Raw genomic sequence first — 16,706 nt, 5'->3', positions numbered from 1 at the left:
ACTGTGAAAATATATATCCATTTACATTTTTAATAAATCATAAAAAGACATAATATTTGTACATTGAAATTCAAACATGTATTATACATCATTATATATTGGGAGGTTTAAAGATGAGGCTAACTCTCTTTCGCTATTTTCTTTTTTTCCTAGGATTAATTTTTTTTGGACTTGGAAATGCTCTCGCAGTCAAAGTTAAATTCCTCGGTTTACACCCTTGGGAAGTTTTAAATATGGCTCTCTACCAACGATTTGGATGGACAATTGGTACTTGGAGTGTCATATGTGGATTATGTCTCGTTCTTATCTCTTTACTAGTAGATCGAAAATATATAAACGTGGGCACATTTTTAAATGCACTACTTATCGGTCCTATTATGGACTTTTTCTTACAATCAAAAATCCTTCCAAACGCTAGTGATTATTTATGGATAAACTTACTCATTTTATTTTCTGGTATTGCAATTACAGGAATTGGGGGCGGCATGTACGTTGCGGCTGGCATTGGTGCTGGACCCCGCGATGGATTCATGCTTACCATTTCTGACAAAACTGGGTTATCTATTAGCCGTGCTCGAATCATTGTAGAATGCTTTGTACTAGTCATTGGATACATGCTAGGAGGTCCTGTTTTTATCGTAACTTTTCTATACACTTTTATTCAAAGTCCAATATTCCAGCATTCATTTAAGGTATTTCAAGCACTCTTACATATTTTACATAACAAAAACAAAGAGCAAATTAATGAAAATATATAAAACATAACTTAATACCAATTACTCTTTTCATTAACTTTCTTACAAATAATTCACCCTATTTACGATTCCCACCGCAAATAGGGTGTTTCTTTTTCATCCAATAATATATATTTAATTAAACATCAAAAGCATATACTACTCATTCACAATAAAAGTATATACATCATTATAAATACAACCATTTACTCTAATAACATACTTACCTGGTTTATTGAACTGAACTGTATAATTACTTAATTGTACCGCTTCTTTATCTCCTGAAAGAATATCAATACTTCTACCACTCAATAAATAAGATTCACTTTGATTCATCGCTACATTAATAGCATTGAACTTCTCCTCTTTCGCTTGTGGTGTTTCTGCAGTACTTACACTTGGTTCTAAAAATAGTAGTCCACTTAATCCAATTGAACCCGCTAGAGCTACTCCTGCAAATTTTTTCATTTTTTTCATCACAATGACCCCCTTATAAATTTAGTGTAAAGGCGATTTCTCCCCCCTTACACCACAAAGCCTATATGTAACGAAATGAAAAGTAAACACGTACAACAAGACAAAATTCTACATCTTTTTCTCCTATTGAATATAAATCCAGCGTTTGGAGTTTTGTCACATTTAAAGTTGTTTCCCTAAACCAATTTCTCAATAAACTATTCAAAAACTGAATAATTACTTATTGATTTAACATTCTAAAAATAGTTGATAAAGATGCTTTCTCTTCAAAAAAAAGAGTGTGTTTCACAAAGTAACTTTTAAAACACACTCCATATACTCCATTTCATTCTTCTCTCCATAATCTCTCTACATTTATTAATTGCTCGTCTTTAAATTCTAGCTTATATACGTCTGGTTTTGATGTATTCATTAAAAATTCAAGCCCATATTGGTTATCAAAATAGTTCATCATCAATGTCATTACAAGCCCATGTGTACCAACTACAATTTTATGTCCTTGAAAATCCATTAATATTTCTTTTAATATTTTCACTACTCTTCTCTGACAATCCACATACGATTCTCCTCCAGTTAGTGTGAAATCTGGATTAGAGAACATCTTCTTTACGAGTGGATACACTTCCTTATCTGATATAATCTTATCCTCACTTAAAAACCTACACTCTTTGAGATTTTCATATACTACTATTTCTTTTTCATGGTAATTAGCTGACTTTTCTATCGTTAACATAGCCCTCTTATACGGACTTGAAATGAAAGTATCAATTCCCTCTGTTTCTAATATCTCAGTTACTCTATGAGCATCTAAAATTCCCTTCTCAGTTAATCCACGTGTTCTTTCATTTCCTTCTAATTTTGGCGATTCACCATGCCTAACCATATAGATATATGTATTCATAATTCCTCCTTGAAAATATTTATAAGTTAATTACTTAATTTAATCTTTTCCGTATCAAAACTTGGACACAATCAAAATATTAATTTATTCTTCTTTTATGAACTTTGCTGAGCGGTTCGTCTAACCCACTCCGAAACTAAACTCTCAAATAATTCAGGTTGTTCAATTTGCAAATTATGTCCCGCCATATCTAATACCGCTAATGTTGCTCTTGGATAATCTTCAATGATTCCTACAATATCTTGATAACCTACCGATATATCTTGTCTTCCAGCTAAAAAAAGAACGGGTTTCTCATATTTTTTATGCTGGAAGTCCAAAGTAAGAGAGTAACTCTTTTGTAATCTTTCAATAAACCCATCATTAGCAATATCTAGCCCAGGCTTAATTTCTTCTTTGAAACGCTTATATGTATACTCATTCGCAACCACTGCTAATTCACAAAATTCTTCCCTTTCGGTTGAAGTAAGCGCGTTTAAAAATTCTTCATCTCTTACAATTACCTGTTTATCTGGAAGAAGCCTTTTTTCTCGTTGCGCTACAACAACAGGACATACTAACAATAATCCATTAACTCTATCAAACATCTTTGAAAGTATCCCGCTAGCTAAATATCCACCGTAAGACTCTCCTACTAGTAAAAAATCTTTAGTTGGGATGATTTTCTCAATAAATGCAGTTAACAGTTCTAATATACAATCTGAACTATTTATCCAATCTGGGGCATTCGATTTTCCCATTCCAGGTAAATCAATATAAATTCGTTGATATCCTTTAGACTTCTGAAACAATGTTTCCATACATTTCTTCATTAATCTATGGTCAGGAGAACACCCATGTATGATAAGTACTGGCTTTCCTTCTCCAATGATTTCATAGTATACTTCTGCATCCCTAATCCTGCATATCATAAAAAAACCTCCCTATTTTTATATTCACCTTTAAAAACAACCCTCTCAAACTCAAAAGAATACACGTTCTCATTTTATATCTTTTCAGAAGTTAATTTCAAATCTCAATTTTCAGATTACAAATATAAAAAAGCTTCCCTATGAGTGTATCTCCTCCAAGGAAACTTTTTTATATTTTCTTTTACTCTATCAAAATTCGAAACTTCTCTAGCCTCATTCTTCTATTTGCATCAATACAATTCTCCAACCATCTGGGTCCTCTATAGTAATTCCCTTTTCTTTCCAATATGGATTTTCTGGATCTACTTCATCGTATCCCATTGCGTGCAGCCTTTTACTCACTTTTTCTATTTCATTACATTCTTTAATATAAAATACAAGTAAATTATCTTTTGTTGGAGCAGGACACGGGCTTCCATCTATATGTCTTGTAAATTCTAAATGAAATTCTTCATCTGGTAGACCAAACATGACTCCATCATAGCCGTCATGGTCATTAAACTCTCCTATACGTTTTAAACCTAATCCTTCTTCATAGAATGCTATAACCGCTTCAAACTTGTCTGTTGGACGTGCTATTCTAAACTTCACCCATTTCATCGTGATTTTCCCTCCATATTAAAAATCAATTACTGTATTACATATTATTGTATATAATCAACACGTTTCTTTAATCCCTCATTAGTATGAGAATAGGTACATACAAAGGTCTTACTTAATACACTTTAATAACGAAAAATTCCCCTCATCTAGAGAGAAGTTCCCATCACTTTATATGCAATTTTGCATCTTCACTTGCAAATTACTAAAAAATCTTTTAAATTTACAGGATGACTAAATATACAAATTTTATCCACATTCCTTATAACCTAAAAATTATTAACTACAACATTTTTTCAATTTTAAGAAGTATTATACTCTTCATTTTTTTCTTATAAGCATGCTTTTTATAAGGAAATCTGATACAATCCTTAAGTAATATTATTATGTATAGATATTACGAATATAGTGCATACTTAAAGAAGGTGATTTTATTGAAATTAAATAAAAATTTACAACTATGTATATTAATCACAACATTAATATGCTATTCAATCTATTTTATGTTTTTCTTTCTGTTCCCTACTAATTTTTCAAATTTCAATGTACGCTTCGCTTCACTCATCGTTGAAGTCATTACATTTATATCGCTAATTTACTCTATATACTCTAAAAAAGTTAGTTCAAATCCTTTTTGGATATGTATTACAATTGCAATTGGTAGTTTTTTATTAGGAAAAGTAGTATATACGTATCAAGATACCTTTTTCGAACTTCCAATACATCATTTTACTATTTCTGATGTATTTTACATGTTTTTTCTATTCTTCTGCCTTATCGCTTTTTGCTATAAGATCTTAAAAGAATGCAATAAATGGGAAAAAGCTTTCTTTATTTGTGATATATGTATAGTACTTACTTCCATATTCACATTAGAATGGTATTTATTTAATCAGCCAAATTTAAATATATTCTCACTTTCACTCGGAGATATTTTCCTTTCATTTCTATATCCAATTGCAGATCTATTATTTCTTCTACTAGGTGTTAGTCTCTTTTTCCGCCCGACAATTTTTAAGTCCAAGCGGAAAATTTATATCTTTATTTTTGTATTAATTAGTTCTGCAACTTTTAACTATATTTATTTTTACTTAAATACCCATTTATCAACTGACACTATAACATTTTTACGTCTTTTATATAGAATACCTATATTGCTTATCGCAATAGCTGGGTCTATTTCAGAAGATGATAATAGCCATAAAAATTATTTCATTGTAAACCCTATACTAGGAAAGAAAGTTTTAGTCGTATTTCCCTATCTTGCTGTTGCAATACTAATCGGGTTTACGTTAAAAGAACAAACATCATCTTCAACTCTCATTACAGGGAATTGTATCGCTTTTGTTTTCGTACTTATTCGCCATTCTATTGTGCGTATGCAAAACGACAGCCTAACAAAACGTTTACAAGTATTTAATGCTCAACTAGAAGAAAAAGTTACTTTAAGAACTTCTGATTTAGTCCATAAATCAGAGGCCCTATCTCAGAAACAACAAAAATTCAAATCATTATATGAATATCATCCTGATCCCATTTTTACGATTGATTTAAATGGAATATTCTTAAATGTAAATAAAGCAGGAAGTATACTACTTGGAGCACCAACGAACGAGTTACTTGGTGAGACATGTTTTTCTATCATTTTAGATGCAGATAAACATAAACTGATATCTGCATTAGAAAAAGTTAAACAACAAGAATCAGCATCCTTACAACTTAGTTCTCAATATAAAGATGGCTTTACTTATTTTTTATACGTTACCATCGTTCCTATTATGATAGATGGACAAATTTCAGGAAGCTATATTATGGTAAAGGATATTACCGCACTAAAAAAACAACAAGAAGAAATAAAATATTTAGCATTCCACGATACTGTAACGAAAATTGGGAACCGATCCTTTTTCCATAGGAAGTTAAGAAAATTTATAAAAAATGCTCAAACAACACAAAGTGAGTTTGCATTATTATATTTAGATTTAGATCGCTTTAAAGTAATTAACGATACACTTGGACATTCGTCAGGTGATTACATATTAGAAGAAGTAGCAAAGCGATTCCAATCATGTCTTCCATCACATACTCATCTGTCAAGAATCGGTGGTGATGAGTTTACAATCTTAATTGAAAACTATACTGACGAAGATTCCTTATTCGAGTTATGTAACCAATTATTTGAAAGCATGGAAAAGCCGTTTGTCATACATGAGCATAAATTAACTTTATCACTTAGTATCGGGATCGCTATATATCCATCTGGTGGAATCGATACCGCTACACTCTTAAAAAACGCTAATGTTGCAATGTATGATGCAAAGGCAAAAGAGCTTAACTCTGTCTCTATTTATGACGATGTAATCGCTAAAAAAATCGAAAGACGATTACGATTAGAAAAAGATTTACCAAACGCAATACAAAATGAAGAATTGTTCCTTTTGTATCAACCTCAAGTTGATAGTGAATCTAATAAAATTATCGGTGCAGAAGCTTTAATCAGGTGGAATCATCCTGAATTAGGTGTTATTTCTCCATACGAGTTTATTCCGATTGCAGAAGAAACACTACAAATTATTCCAATAGGAAAATGGACATTACAGCAGGCTTGTGAGCAAATGAAACGTTGGCACGCACTCGGATATTCGCATTTAAAAATAGGGGTAAATTTATCTGCTAAAGAATTTGAACAAGAAGGCTTTGTAAAATCTATTTCTTCTACTTTAGCAACTACAGGCTTACCAGCAAGTTCCCTTGATCTAGAATTAACAGAACGAATTGCAATGATGGATGAGAGAGAAACATTGATAAAACTGCGTACACTAAAAAGTTTAGGGATTCACATTTCAATCGACGACTTTGGTACAGGCTATTCTTCCCTAGCCTACTTACCTTTATATCCCATCGATACGTTAAAAATCCCGAGAGAATTTCTTACAATGTCTGAAACGTGTGAAGATGGAATGGAAATCATTAAAACGATCATCACATTAGCACATACATTAGGAATGTCTGTCATTGCTGAAGGTGTAGAAACGAAAGAACACGTAAATTTCCTTCAAAAAAATAAATGTCAGTTTATTCAAGGTTACTATTACAGTAAACCTATTTATACTAATGCATTTACTAAGCTGTTAGAAAACGGTATTCGTCCATAGTATATAGCCCTATACAGAATATAATCGGCATAAGTAACAATGAATTTGAACAACTATAGTAAAAAGGAAAGAAGATATCTTCTTTCCTTTTATTTTTCCATTCAAATTTCTATTATTTGACGACTTCATTTATTAAATCTATTAATTGTTGAATCCCCTCATCATTTGTTTTCTTAAATCCATTCATATTTTGAATATACCTCTCCTTATTGGCATACAACTTATTTACTGCATGTGTAAATGTACTAGTGCTTACTCTATCTTGAAGTAAAACTTCCGCATATCCTTGCCTAGAAAAATGGTCAGCATTTAAAACTTGATCCCCTCTACTGGAACCATTAGTTAACGGAATAAGCAACATCGGTTTCTTCAAAAATAACAATTCAGAAATAGCAGTAGAACCCGCTCTGGAAACTACAACACTTGCCATATTCAGTATATGCGGTAACTCTTCCCCTATATATTCAAATTGCATATAACCTTCCATTCCAATAGCTGGGTCCACCTTCCCTTTACCACACATATGAACAATATTAAAATTTAATAATAATGTATCTAAACTTTTCCTTACCATATCATTTATCCACTTAGCACCTTGACTCCCACCCATTACTAACAATACCGGTTTATCTTGCTGAAATTTACAATAGCTTCTTCCTCGTAATACGTTACCTCTCTCAATTTCTCCCCTTACAATTGGTCCTACATAAACCTTCTTCTCAGTACTTACATTACCCCCTGTTTGAGGAAATGTTGTGCATAGTTTTTTAGAAAAAGGTAATGCTATTTTATTTGCCAACCCTAACGTACTATCTGGTTCACGTATTATTATAGGTACACCATTTAACCATGCCCCTATAACTACAGGAACTGAAACAAATCCTCCTGCAGAAAAGATAACGTCAGGCTTCATTTTCTTAATTATTTTATAACTTTGTAAACAACCGTGTATAATTTTGAAAGGATCTTTAAAGTTCTCCCAATCCCAATATCTCCTAAGCTTCCCGGTTGAAATACTATTATACTTAACATTTTGGACTAATAATTTTTCAATTCCATTTTGAGATCCAATATACTCAACTCTCCATCCCTTTTCTATAAATTTAGGAATCAATACAATGTTAATCATAACGTGTCCAGCTGTACCGCCCCCAGTAAAAAGAATCGTTTTGCTCATAACTTATATCCACCTTTATCATTAAAAATCTAGCTTTATATTAATCTTTCAAATGTAAATATACTTACTATTATTTATATAAATTTTTAACTCAAGTCCTATATCTTGTAAAAGATCTTTGATGAGTTCATAAAAATCATTTCCATACTCACTACATTCATACTGAGTAAAGACTTGGATTACAGGCCTAGTTCCTGTATCTATTGTTTTGGGTTTTCGATTAACCTTTTCCACATATGCTCGACATGTATTTATCGCCTCATAGATGCGCAAAACATGTTCTTCTTCATCTTTCCAATCCAGCGTATCAACAATCGAAAGCGATAGCATATTTTGATTATTTATAGTCTCATAACAATTCATATATTTCTTACATCCTTTTATATTTTTCATTAAATGCAGATGTCACTGCGCTTCGCATACTCAAGTACATCTTTTAATGATTGATGAAATTGGATTTTCGGGACCCAACCTAACTTTTTTATATCCTCTAACACTAAACTTTTATTTGAGTCACTCTCAAAATTTTCTGTTTCTTTTACAGTAAAGTTCAGCTGTGTTAATCCTTTATATTGTTCTAATACATCTAATAAAGATCGTTTTACTCCTGATCCAATATTATATTCTTTTCCATTTATACCATCACGCAATAATACATGATACGCTTTAACTGCATCACGTACATCTAGAAAGTCCCTACTATCTTTCAAACTGTTTACTTCAATAATTGGTTCACTTTTACCCGACTCTATATCTATCATTTTTTTTGCAAGAATAGAACAAATGCCATTCGATACTCCTGGACCAATTAAGTTCGAGGGCTTTGCGATGATAATATTTGAATCCATTAATCCACCCCAAGCTTCTGCGACAATTACTTGCATAGTTTTACTTAAACTATATGGATTTGAAACTTTTATGTTGTTCATACTATCTGCTTGCAATGCAGACCCTATAACTAATGTTCTACAATGCGAGGCTTCTTGCTTAATTGCTTCTAATAAATATAACGTCCCTATTACATTAATCTCCATGTATTCAAGAGCAGCTGTCCAAGACTCTATGACCGAATTCCTTCCTGCTAAATGCAATACATAGTCTGGCTTTATTTGTTTAATTACCTTCATTACTTCGCTCTTATTAGTTAAATTACAAGTAATGCCATTCCTAAATTTTTCTCTATGTGAACGATTTTGAAACATAGGAATTACATGAAAGCCCTTGTCTAAAAAATATTGGCAAGCATGGCGTCCTGTGAATCCATTTGCACCAGTTATTAAAAGGGTCGCATTTTTTTTCATAGTAAAAACCCTCCTTTTTCTAACATTTGTTTCACCTCATATTTTGCAAGTAAGTCTTGTTGAGAGCTAAAGTTCTTCACATTCACAAGCGGATAACTAGCATAATATTCTTGAAGCCCTTCTATAGGTATAGTCGGTAGTACCACAAAATAATTTTGATCAAAACTTATACTTGTTTTACTCTCCACCTCAGACAAAAGCATTTCACTTAATTTTTCACCTGGTCTTATCCCTACCTCTTTTATCTTCACATTTTCTTTTTTCGAATCTTCAATCAGCACTTCTGCTAAATCCGTTATTTTACATGCTGGCATTTTCATAACAAAAATTTCTCCTCCTCTCCCTTCAGATGCTGCTTTAAATAACAATCCAACAGCATCTTCAATGGTTAAGAAAAATCTAGTCATATTTTCATCAGTAATCCCTACCTGTGAAGACTTTTTAATTTGCTTTTTAAAAAGCGGTACCACACTTCCGCTCGTCCCTAAAACATTTCCACCACGAACACAAATGAATTTTGTTTTCTTCGTTTGTATATTCGCATGAACCATTAACTTTTCACCAATTGCTTTTGTCATCCCATACGTATTTGATGGGTCGGCCGCTTTATCAGTTGAAACATATATAACTTTCTCAACTTGCTTCTGAATTGATGCTTCAATTACATTTTGCGTACCATGTATATTTGTTTTTATAGCTTCATAAGGATAATACTCACATACTGGAACATGTTTTAAAGCTGCGAGATGGAATACATAATGTACACCTTGGCAAGCATAGACTAGTTGGTCTTTATCACGAATATCTCCAATAATAAATTTTAATCTATCGTCATTTATAAACTGTTGCTGCATTTCAAATTGAACCGTTTCATTCCTTGAAAAAATCCTAATTTCTTTCGGCGATTTTTCTAATAGTTGTTTTATAAGTTCATGTCCCCACGAACCTGTGCCACCAGTAATTAAAATTATTTTATTAAGCATTCTTTTTCCTCCTACCATACATTTCAATAAAAATTGTACTTACCAAAGCTATTGAATTATTTTCAATTGATTCAAATCATAATCGTCGTTTGTTACATTAAATTGACAAAATAAAAAAACAGAAACTATTAAACATAGTTTCTGTTTTTCATTCCACCTCTTAACAGTAAGATTTTTTCATACTGTTTGCACGATAACTATATTACTTGTAAAAAAACACCGCTCATTTATTTCATATACTCGTAATAAAATAAATAGAATGATTCATAACCAATATCATGTTTAAATTCATGAAAAGGGAGGTAATGGAATGTACCAAAGTAACTCAAATAATACATATAATGAAGCTTCCAAAGCACTTCCTCTCTCCCTATTTGATGTAAAAAATGAGTTAAAACAAAAATGCAAACTCATTCATTCTGGAACCATGTATAAATTAACGAAAGAAGAGCAACTCATCATCGACAACATAAAAGCACAAACAAAACAACTAAATAAAAATAATGTAACAAGAACACGTGCATACTACCAATTTTACATTCAATATCCAGAAATACATTGGGCGCTACTTGGGCATATGGTATCACGTAACGGTGGTTGGAATATGACCGATTTAAAGGGAGATTTATATACGAGAATTTTATCAGAGAAAGATCAAATTACATTTTTTTCTTTTTTAGAAAGGGGAAATTGGCTTATTTTCCAAGATATATATCCTCAATTTTTGCTATATGAACAAAGTGTAAAAAGATCGCAAAGGCTATTTCACCTCCTCCCTCACCTAAATGTTTCTACATTTATGGAAACGATGTGGAACGATTTTTGGAAAACAGGTAACAAAAAAACGTTAGCAATTGCAACTATTATTAATGAACAAAGCTACTTAGAAAAAAGAGTTATTCAAAATGTACACTTTAAAAAGACTGTATTAAATAGTATTGGATTTAAACTCTTTGATTTTTTTCAGTTTAATCATATCCTTTTCCCATTTTACGAAAATGATAAAAAGCAAAAAGTATTACTATTTGGTGATACAATGAAACATTTCACCTCTTTGCATGAACGAATTTCACTTGGAAAACGGTTGTATTCATTGTTATTTCGGGATACACATATTTTATCTCAAATAATAAACTGGGTCGATCACCATCCACATACAGGCTCAAGAAAAGATTACTGGCCTCATTTATTTTCTAGTGTAAATGAATCTTTTTCGCGTGAGTTTTATAAACGCCGAATAAAGAAATGCCAGTTACGTAGTGACTCGTATCGTATATACAGCCCTGCACTCATCTATGCATGGCGGGATATGAAACATGAAGAAGTTGAAAATGAAGATTGGTTTAACGATTGGCAAGTTGTAAATTATTTAGTTGATAAGGAGGAAAATATAAATGGACAAATTTCAGAAGACTACTGCAAAACACTCGAAAAAATTGAACTTGCAATTCTCGCGAAGAAAAATGTCCTCCTTCGAGAAGAAGAATAATTGTCTAGCATTATTAGTTACAGTCTTACTTTCTTCTATTATTGGAACTTGCTTAGATGCTTTCTTTGTGCATACACAAATATATTCCTTTCCAGTTAGACCTTTCTCATCTATATTTTCAGTTAACATAGGCTTTACGTTGTTCGTGCTACCGATTTTAACAATCATTTTCATACAAATTTCAAAAACATTATCTGCAGTTTCTAGAACTCTATTTATTATTTTAATAGGGATTTGTGCTAGTATTTTTGAACAAGTTGCTGAGAGGTTAGGTTTATTTGTACATAACGGGAATTGGCATCATGCTTATTCTTTATTTGGATATATTATTTTCTTTTCTCTTATTTGGAAATTATATACTTGGATGCAAAAATAAAGAGACCGTTATAATAACGGTCTCTCCTTAAGCATAATCTTCAGTTACTGCTACTGAACGACTTTGAAGGCTTTTTGATCGCAAACGATATGCAACTACTTTCTTCTTATATTGCTTTACTACATCAACGTGTTCCTCGTAGCTATATATAGAAAATCTAATCTCTCTTTTTCCTTTCTTCGTCTCAATGACTATCGGTGTACCATTCCCTTGCGGCGGAAAATAATGTTTATCTAAAAATAAAGCCTCGTTAAATTCATGAATAACTTGAAGTTTCATTTCTCCTTCTATACTTTCCCCATCTACCGTTATAGTAGTACTTTCCTCATCAAGTTTTTGGTGTAACTCAAATCTACTAATAATTGATTCTACAACAGAAGTTGGCATACTAGAAACTAGTACTTTAAGAGCACCAAAAATACATAATGTAACTATAAACCATGTTGTCATTTTCATCATCTCCATTACGCTCTAAAATGAGTAGTGTTATACTCCTTATTACGATTCATTAATTTTCAAAATAAAAATTTCATTCCATAAGGTACTAATATACTAATAAGTATCCCTGTTACAATCATCGTTACCGAACCGATAGTTGCCTCTTTCTCTCCTTCTTTCACTAGACGGCTCACACCAATAATATGTGATGCGCAGCCCATCCCCACTCCTTTTCCAATCGTACTTGTTATACGGAAAAACTTAAGTACTGTCGGTCCTATAATAGCACCTGTTATTCCTGCAACAACTACAAAACTAGAAGTCATAGATGGAATGCCACCAATTTGATCCGCTAATGAAATGGCAATAGGCATTGTCGCTAATTGTGGTAAAGTTGTTAATATAAGTGCCTTATCTATATTTAAAATTCCACCAATCACTACATTCATACTCGTTAAAGCCACTATACCTATCACTACGCCGATTAGTATCGCTAAAAAGTTTTTCATAAGTATCTTTCGCTCTTTAAATAGAGGTATGGCTAACGCTACAATTGCAGGACTCAAAAAACCTGAAAGAATGTCTCCCCCATTTTCCTTATACTCATGATGAGAAATACCAAATATCAAAAATAAGCAAATCATAATTGCCGTAACTGTTAATACCGGTAACGTAAATGGAAACGTAAATTTTTTATATAACTTTGTCGCCAATAAATAAATTACTACAGTAATAATAATTAAGACCATTTGAATCGTGCACCTTGTCTATTTTATTTTTTTGATGTTACTAATAATTGACTTACATACCCTGAAACAATCAATGTTACTACCGTACTTGCAACTACTAAAAGGAATATAACACTCCCCTTACTTAAAAGAAAAGATCCATATTCCATTAATCCTGTTGTCGAAGGAATTAGAAATAACGGTAAAAATACTATTAACTTTTCTGCCCCTACCTCAAACCACTTTAATGGCAAAATACGAGTAGAAAGGAGTAGAAACAATATTAACATCCCTATTAAACTTCCTGGCATCGATAGATGGAATACTCCTTGAATCCACGTACCAGCTAAGCTAAACACATATAGCACGCCTACTTGAAGTAAAAGCGTCACGTACTTCATTTCTTTCCCTCATTTCCATATTACGCTTCACTATTATGAAATCTCATTTAATGTTTCCGCAAACCTTGTAACTCCAAGCTGAATTTGTTCTACATTCGCTCTGCCAAAAGTAAATCGGATATATTCACTTTTTGAACCTAGGACGCTTCCTGGGACAAATGCTACACCATTTTGTATAGATTCACCTAGTAAATGATATTCATCAAACGTTCCTTGCACTTTGCACCATAAATGTATTCCGCCCTCAGGAACAAAAAATTCAATCTGGTCCCCTAATATTTCTTCAAGCTTTCTAATTAACTCATCTCTTCTTTGTTTCAGTTGTCCACGAAGCATCGTAATATGCGTATGAAAATCCTCAGATTCTAAAAATTGGTTCGCTACCCACTGTGTAAATACACTATGACCGAAATCAACTTGCTGCTTCGCATCTGCCAATCGCTCAATTACACGCGTCGGACCAATTACCCAACCAATACGTAATCCTGATGCAACAATTTTTGATAATGAGCTCACATAAAGAACATTCCCATTTTGATCCATCGATTTCAATGTTGGATTCACTTCTCCATTAAAAGAAGTCAAACTATACGGATCATCTTCTACAATCGGTATACCAAATTCAGAAGATAGTTCTAAAACCTTTTTACGTCTTGCCAATGAAAGTACCGTTCCAGTTGGATTTTGATAATCCGGATTTAAAAACACCATACGAATGCGATGCTTTTTGTGCAAATCGATTAAGTCATCTGGATTCATACCATGCTGATCAACTGGTAAACGGAATATTTTTAAGCCTGCTGATTTAAACATCGGAAGTGAATAACAATAGGAGGGATCCTCAATTGCAATCGCATCTCCAGGCTTTAACAAACATTGAACTATGAGATTAAGTGCTTGCTGAGCTCCAGATGTAATAAGAATAGAGCTTGAATCTGCTTCTATTTGTTTATATTGCTCGACATGTGCCGCAATGGTTTTTCGCAACATTTCATTTCCAAGCGGATGGTCATAACCGAGATTTCCCATAAATGTTTTCTCCGACAAAATTGTTCGAAATCTATCACTCGGAATTAAATCTGATGACAATTCACCACTCGCTAAATTGATTAAATCATCTTTTTGTGTTTCCGTTCGAATTTGTTGAACAAGTGGTACATTAGGCAAGAACGATCCATCCTCAACGTACCTACCCCAGTTCGGTATTCGTTTATGTGAAACACCCCATATGTCTGTATTCACGCGGGTGCCGCTTCCTTTTTGCCGGTCTACTACCCCAAGTGATTTTAATTCCTCATAAGCAGCTACTACTGTACTCCGGTTCACTTGTAACTTCTGTGCTAGCATACGCTCGGAAGGTAATTTTCTATCAGAAGGGAATTCACCGGTAGAAATGCCTCTTTCAATGTAATCAGCAATTTGTTTATAAACTGGTATCTTATCTTCACGATTCGGTTGCCATTCCATTTAGTTCCCTCCTCTCCAAGCTGGTGTCCTGAACTCATTAATAACAGTATTCACTGCAAAAATGGTATTAATCAAGCGCATGATTTAAAAATGCCTCTACCGTCACATTAAAGCTAGTAGGCTGTTCTAAATAAGGCAAGTGCCCACTATTTTTCAACTCAACGAAAGTCACGTTTCTCAAGTGTTTTTCAAATTCTCTCACATACTTTTCCGGAACAAAATAATCATTCTCTCCTCGTATTATTAATGCAGGACATGCAATGTTAGAGAGGTATGGTCTTTGATCGTAATCAACTAATTCAGCGAATAGCCTTTGAATATGCGTCGGATGAATCGTTTGTAGGGATTGATGAAATCCTCGGACAATTGCATCATTATCTTCTACTCCCATTGCTCTCAATAACGTATCAGCCCAAGTTTTCCCTTTATCCTGCAACCTAAGTAAATCATATACTTCAAGTCGTTCTTTACGATCTGCTGGTTCTAAATAGGGAAATGCATTTACAACAATTAAGCTAGAAACAAAACGTGGATATTGAATAGCAAAATCGATACCCACTCTAGCTCCTTTTGAAAGACCACAAATTGTTACTGATTTTAGCTTTAAATGATTACATAACTCATATAAAACATTTGAATATTCTTTAAAACTAATTTCCATCCCTTCGGATTTCCCATGCCCAGGTAAATCGAGTGAGATTACGGTCCATTTCTTATTGAAGTACTTTCTTTGATATAACCAATTATTCGAATTTCCTCCAAGACCGTGTAAAAACAATATGACAGGCCCCGATCCTTCTATATTGTAGAAAACCTTTCGATTCTTATATTCAAAATACATATTCATCACCTTCAGATGTAGCATCACATGTTCTTATCTTTAAATGGATATATCCAAAACGGCTCTCTCTCTAACCACTCAACTGTTTCTGGAACACCATCTTCATACTCTCTTTTCAGTTCCGTTACCTTAGTCGCAAATTGTGATGCATGTGCTTGCAATGCCTCGAGCTTTTTTGGAACATATTCTTTTACTTCATTTTTAAAACTTGGAGGTCCTATTTCTGCTTCATGATTATTTGAAAAAGCTACAGCATAAAAGGCCGGTCGTTTACTTTCCGAAATATTAGCTAATGCCTCTACTACCGCTTCCCCTGTTGCATCGTGATCTGGATGAACTGCATACCCAGGATAGAAAGAAATAACTATAGAAGGATTCAATTCTTCAATACAGTTTTGAATCAGACTTCTTAATTTTCCAGGCTCTTCAAATTCAAGAGTTTTATCACGATATCCCATCATACGTAAATCTTCAATCCCTAAAATATTTGTAGCTCGCTTTAGTTCTTTCTCTCTAATAGCATATAAAGACTCACGTGTTGCAAAAGGTGGATTCCCCATTGCTCTCCCCATTTCACCAAGTGTTAAGCAAACATAAGTAAGAGGGACTTTCTGCTCAGTATAAGCCAAAATTGTGCCAGCCACGCAATACGACTCATCATCTGGATGTGGGAAAACAACTAAAACGTGGCGCTCATTTTCCATCAATATATTAACTCCTTTATCAT

18 protein-coding genes are annotated in these 16,706 nt (G+C 33.0%); 4 read left to right on the top strand and 14 right to left on the bottom strand.

Annotation, left to right across the window (positions count from 1 at the left end; genetic code table 11):
- Positions 1-113: 113 nt before the first annotated feature.
- Positions 114-758, top strand: a complete 645-nt coding sequence (locus JFT89_RS29560) for a YczE/YyaS/YitT family protein (protein ID WP_002137875.1) — start codon at positions 114-116, stop codon at positions 756-758.
- A gap of 135 nt (positions 759-893) precedes the next feature.
- Here JFT89_RS29560 and JFT89_RS29555 read toward each other — a convergent pair whose 3' ends face one another.
- The 4 genes from JFT89_RS29555 to JFT89_RS29540 all read right to left on the bottom strand — a co-directional run bounded on the left by JFT89_RS29555 (position 894) and on the right by JFT89_RS29540 (position 3,623).
- Positions 894-1,211, bottom strand: a complete 318-nt coding sequence (locus JFT89_RS29555; RefSeq protein ID WP_016096279.1) for a hypothetical protein — start codon at positions 1,209-1,211, stop codon at positions 894-896.
- 325 nt (positions 1,212-1,536) lie between these two features.
- Positions 1,537-2,112, bottom strand: a complete 576-nt coding sequence (locus JFT89_RS29550; protein ID WP_033707106.1) for a histidine phosphatase family protein — start codon at positions 2,110-2,112, stop codon at positions 1,537-1,539.
- 95 nt (positions 2,113-2,207) lie between these two features.
- Complete coding sequence (locus JFT89_RS29545; RefSeq protein WP_002066724.1) at positions 2,208-3,023, bottom strand: alpha/beta fold hydrolase; 816 nt, start codon at positions 3,021-3,023, stop codon at positions 2,208-2,210.
- Between the two features lie 213 nt (positions 3,024-3,236).
- Complete coding sequence (locus JFT89_RS29540; RefSeq protein WP_002066723.1) at positions 3,237-3,623, bottom strand: VOC family protein; 387 nt, start codon at positions 3,621-3,623, stop codon at positions 3,237-3,239.
- Positions 3,624-4,057: 434 nt separating this feature from the next.
- Here JFT89_RS29540 and JFT89_RS29535 point away from each other — a divergent pair, with 434 nt between their 5' ends.
- Positions 4,058-6,778, top strand: coding sequence for a putative bifunctional diguanylate cyclase/phosphodiesterase (locus JFT89_RS29535; RefSeq protein WP_016096277.1), 2,721 nt, complete (start codon positions 4,058-4,060; stop codon positions 6,776-6,778).
- Between the two features lie 112 nt (positions 6,779-6,890).
- Here JFT89_RS29535 and JFT89_RS29530 read toward each other — a convergent pair whose 3' ends face one another.
- Genes JFT89_RS29530 through JFT89_RS29515 form a run of 4 tightly spaced genes read right to left on the bottom strand, consistent with a single transcriptional unit; the run spans position 6,891 to position 10,239 of the window.
- Positions 6,891-7,955, bottom strand: coding sequence for an undecaprenyldiphospho-muramoylpentapeptide beta-N-acetylglucosaminyltransferase (locus tag JFT89_RS29530; RefSeq protein WP_002066720.1), 1,065 nt, complete (start codon positions 7,953-7,955; stop codon positions 6,891-6,893).
- A gap of 48 nt (positions 7,956-8,003) precedes the next feature.
- The gene (locus JFT89_RS29525; protein WP_195743235.1) at positions 8,004-8,348 is read right to left on the bottom strand and encodes a DUF6572 domain-containing protein; all 345 of its coding nucleotides are present in this window, start codon (positions 8,346-8,348) and stop codon (positions 8,004-8,006) included.
- Positions 8,348-9,256 (bottom strand): SDR family oxidoreductase, encoded by a 909-nt coding sequence (locus JFT89_RS29520; RefSeq protein ID WP_033707105.1) that lies wholly within the window; start codon positions 9,254-9,256, stop codon positions 8,348-8,350. Before JFT89_RS29520 ends, JFT89_RS29525 begins: the two co-directional genes overlap by 1 nt.
- The gene (locus tag JFT89_RS29515; RefSeq protein ID WP_016096274.1) at positions 9,253-10,239 is read right to left on the bottom strand and encodes a UDP-N-acetylglucosamine 4,6-dehydratase family protein; all 987 of its coding nucleotides are present in this window, start codon (positions 10,237-10,239) and stop codon (positions 9,253-9,255) included. The genes JFT89_RS29520 and JFT89_RS29515 overlap by 4 nt, the downstream gene beginning before the upstream one ends.
- A gap of 310 nt (positions 10,240-10,549) precedes the next feature.
- Between JFT89_RS29515 and JFT89_RS29510 the strand changes: the two genes are divergently transcribed.
- Positions 10,550-11,728: a DUF2515 domain-containing protein gene (locus tag JFT89_RS29510; RefSeq protein WP_002066717.1), complete on the top strand. Its 1,179-nt coding sequence runs from the start codon at positions 10,550-10,552 to the stop codon at positions 11,726-11,728.
- A complete protein-coding gene (locus tag JFT89_RS29505; protein ID WP_033707103.1) occupies positions 11,703-12,104 on the top strand; it encodes a CBO0543 family protein in 402 nt (133 codons plus the stop codon). Before JFT89_RS29510 ends, JFT89_RS29505 begins: the two co-directional genes overlap by 26 nt.
- A 27-nt stretch (positions 12,105-12,131) precedes the next feature.
- Here JFT89_RS29505 and JFT89_RS29500 read toward each other — a convergent pair whose 3' ends face one another.
- The 6 genes from JFT89_RS29500 to bshB2 form a co-directional block, all read right to left on the bottom strand.
- A complete protein-coding gene (locus tag JFT89_RS29500) occupies positions 12,132-12,554 on the bottom strand; it encodes a YfmQ family protein (protein ID WP_002137892.1) in 423 nt (140 codons plus the stop codon).
- A 65-nt stretch (positions 12,555-12,619) separates the two neighbouring features.
- Entirely contained in the window at positions 12,620-13,291 is a 672-nt protein-coding gene (locus JFT89_RS29495; RefSeq protein ID WP_002066713.1) for an LrgB family protein, read from the bottom strand.
- 23 nt (positions 13,292-13,314) lie between these two features.
- Positions 13,315-13,671 carry a CidA/LrgA family holin-like protein gene (locus tag JFT89_RS29490; protein WP_002137894.1) on the bottom strand — a complete coding sequence of 119 codons (357 nt, stop codon included), beginning with the start codon at positions 13,669-13,671 and terminating at the stop codon, positions 13,315-13,317.
- Positions 13,672-13,704: 33 nt separating this feature from the next.
- Positions 13,705-15,138: a MocR-like pyridoxine biosynthesis transcription factor PdxR gene (gene pdxR, locus JFT89_RS29485; RefSeq protein WP_002066710.1), complete on the bottom strand. Its 1,434-nt coding sequence runs from the start codon at positions 15,136-15,138 to the stop codon at positions 13,705-13,707.
- Between the two features lie 67 nt (positions 15,139-15,205).
- Entirely contained in the window at positions 15,206-16,003 is a 798-nt protein-coding gene (locus JFT89_RS29480) for an alpha/beta fold hydrolase (RefSeq protein ID WP_002137896.1), read from the bottom strand.
- Positions 16,003-16,683 (bottom strand): bacillithiol biosynthesis deacetylase BshB2, encoded by a 681-nt coding sequence (gene bshB2, locus JFT89_RS29475; RefSeq protein ID WP_002066707.1) that lies wholly within the window; start codon positions 16,681-16,683, stop codon positions 16,003-16,005. The genes JFT89_RS29480 and bshB2 overlap by 1 nt, the downstream gene beginning before the upstream one ends.
- Positions 16,684-16,706 lie beyond the last annotated feature (23 nt).

The organism is Bacillus sp. TH25, from assembly GCF_016650935.1.
Lineage (GTDB): Bacteria > Bacillota > Bacilli > Bacillales > Bacillaceae_G > Bacillus_A > Bacillus_A mycoides.
Note: the sequence above shows the minus strand (reverse complement) of the source record. Positions and strands in the feature narration are given on the sequence as shown.

Bases quoted from the DNA above. Each gene is read 5' to 3' on its own strand.
- JFT89_RS29560 (WP_002137875.1), top strand. From the start codon at position 114: ATGAGGCTAACTCTCTTTCGCTATTTTCTTTTTTTCCTAGGATTAATT.
- JFT89_RS29555 (WP_016096279.1), bottom strand. From the start codon at position 1,211: ATGAAAAAAATGAAAAAATTTGCAGGAGTAGCTCTAGCGGGTTCAATT.
- JFT89_RS29550 (WP_033707106.1), bottom strand. From the start codon at position 2,112: ATGAATACATATATCTATATGGTTAGGCATGGTGAATCGCCAAAATTA.
- JFT89_RS29545 (WP_002066724.1), bottom strand. From the start codon at position 3,023: ATGATATGCAGGATTAGGGATGCAGAAGTATACTATGAAATCATTGGA.
- JFT89_RS29540 (WP_002066723.1), bottom strand. From the start codon at position 3,623: ATGAAATGGGTGAAGTTTAGAATAGCACGTCCAACAGACAAGTTTGAA.
- JFT89_RS29530 (WP_002066720.1), bottom strand. From the start codon at position 7,955: ATGAGCAAAACGATTCTTTTTACTGGGGGCGGTACAGCTGGACACGTT.
- JFT89_RS29525 (WP_195743235.1), bottom strand. From the start codon at position 8,348: ATGAAAAATATAAAAGGATGTAAGAAATATATGAATTGTTATGAGACT.
- JFT89_RS29520 (WP_033707105.1), bottom strand. From the start codon at position 9,256: ATGAAAAAAAATGCGACCCTTTTAATAACTGGTGCAAATGGATTCACA.
- JFT89_RS29515 (WP_016096274.1), bottom strand. From the start codon at position 10,239: ATGCTTAATAAAATAATTTTAATTACTGGTGGCACAGGTTCGTGGGGA.
- JFT89_RS29510 (WP_002066717.1), top strand. From the start codon at position 10,550: ATGTACCAAAGTAACTCAAATAATACATATAATGAAGCTTCCAAAGCA.
- JFT89_RS29505 (WP_033707103.1), top strand. From the start codon at position 11,703: ATGTCCTCCTTCGAGAAGAAGAATAATTGTCTAGCATTATTAGTTACA.
- JFT89_RS29500 (WP_002137892.1), bottom strand. From the start codon at position 12,554: ATGACAACATGGTTTATAGTTACATTATGTATTTTTGGTGCTCTTAAA.
- JFT89_RS29495 (WP_002066713.1), bottom strand. From the start codon at position 13,291: ATGGTCTTAATTATTATTACTGTAGTAATTTATTTATTGGCGACAAAG.
- JFT89_RS29490 (WP_002137894.1), bottom strand. From the start codon at position 13,671: ATGAAGTACGTGACGCTTTTACTTCAAGTAGGCGTGCTATATGTGTTT.
- pdxR (WP_002066710.1), bottom strand. From the start codon at position 15,138: ATGGAATGGCAACCGAATCGTGAAGATAAGATACCAGTTTATAAACAA.
- JFT89_RS29480 (WP_002137896.1), bottom strand. From the start codon at position 16,003: ATGCTACATCTGAAGGTGATGAATATGTATTTTGAATATAAGAATCGA.
- bshB2 (WP_002066707.1), bottom strand. From the start codon at position 16,683: ATGGAAAATGAGCGCCACGTTTTAGTTGTTTTCCCACATCCAGATGAT.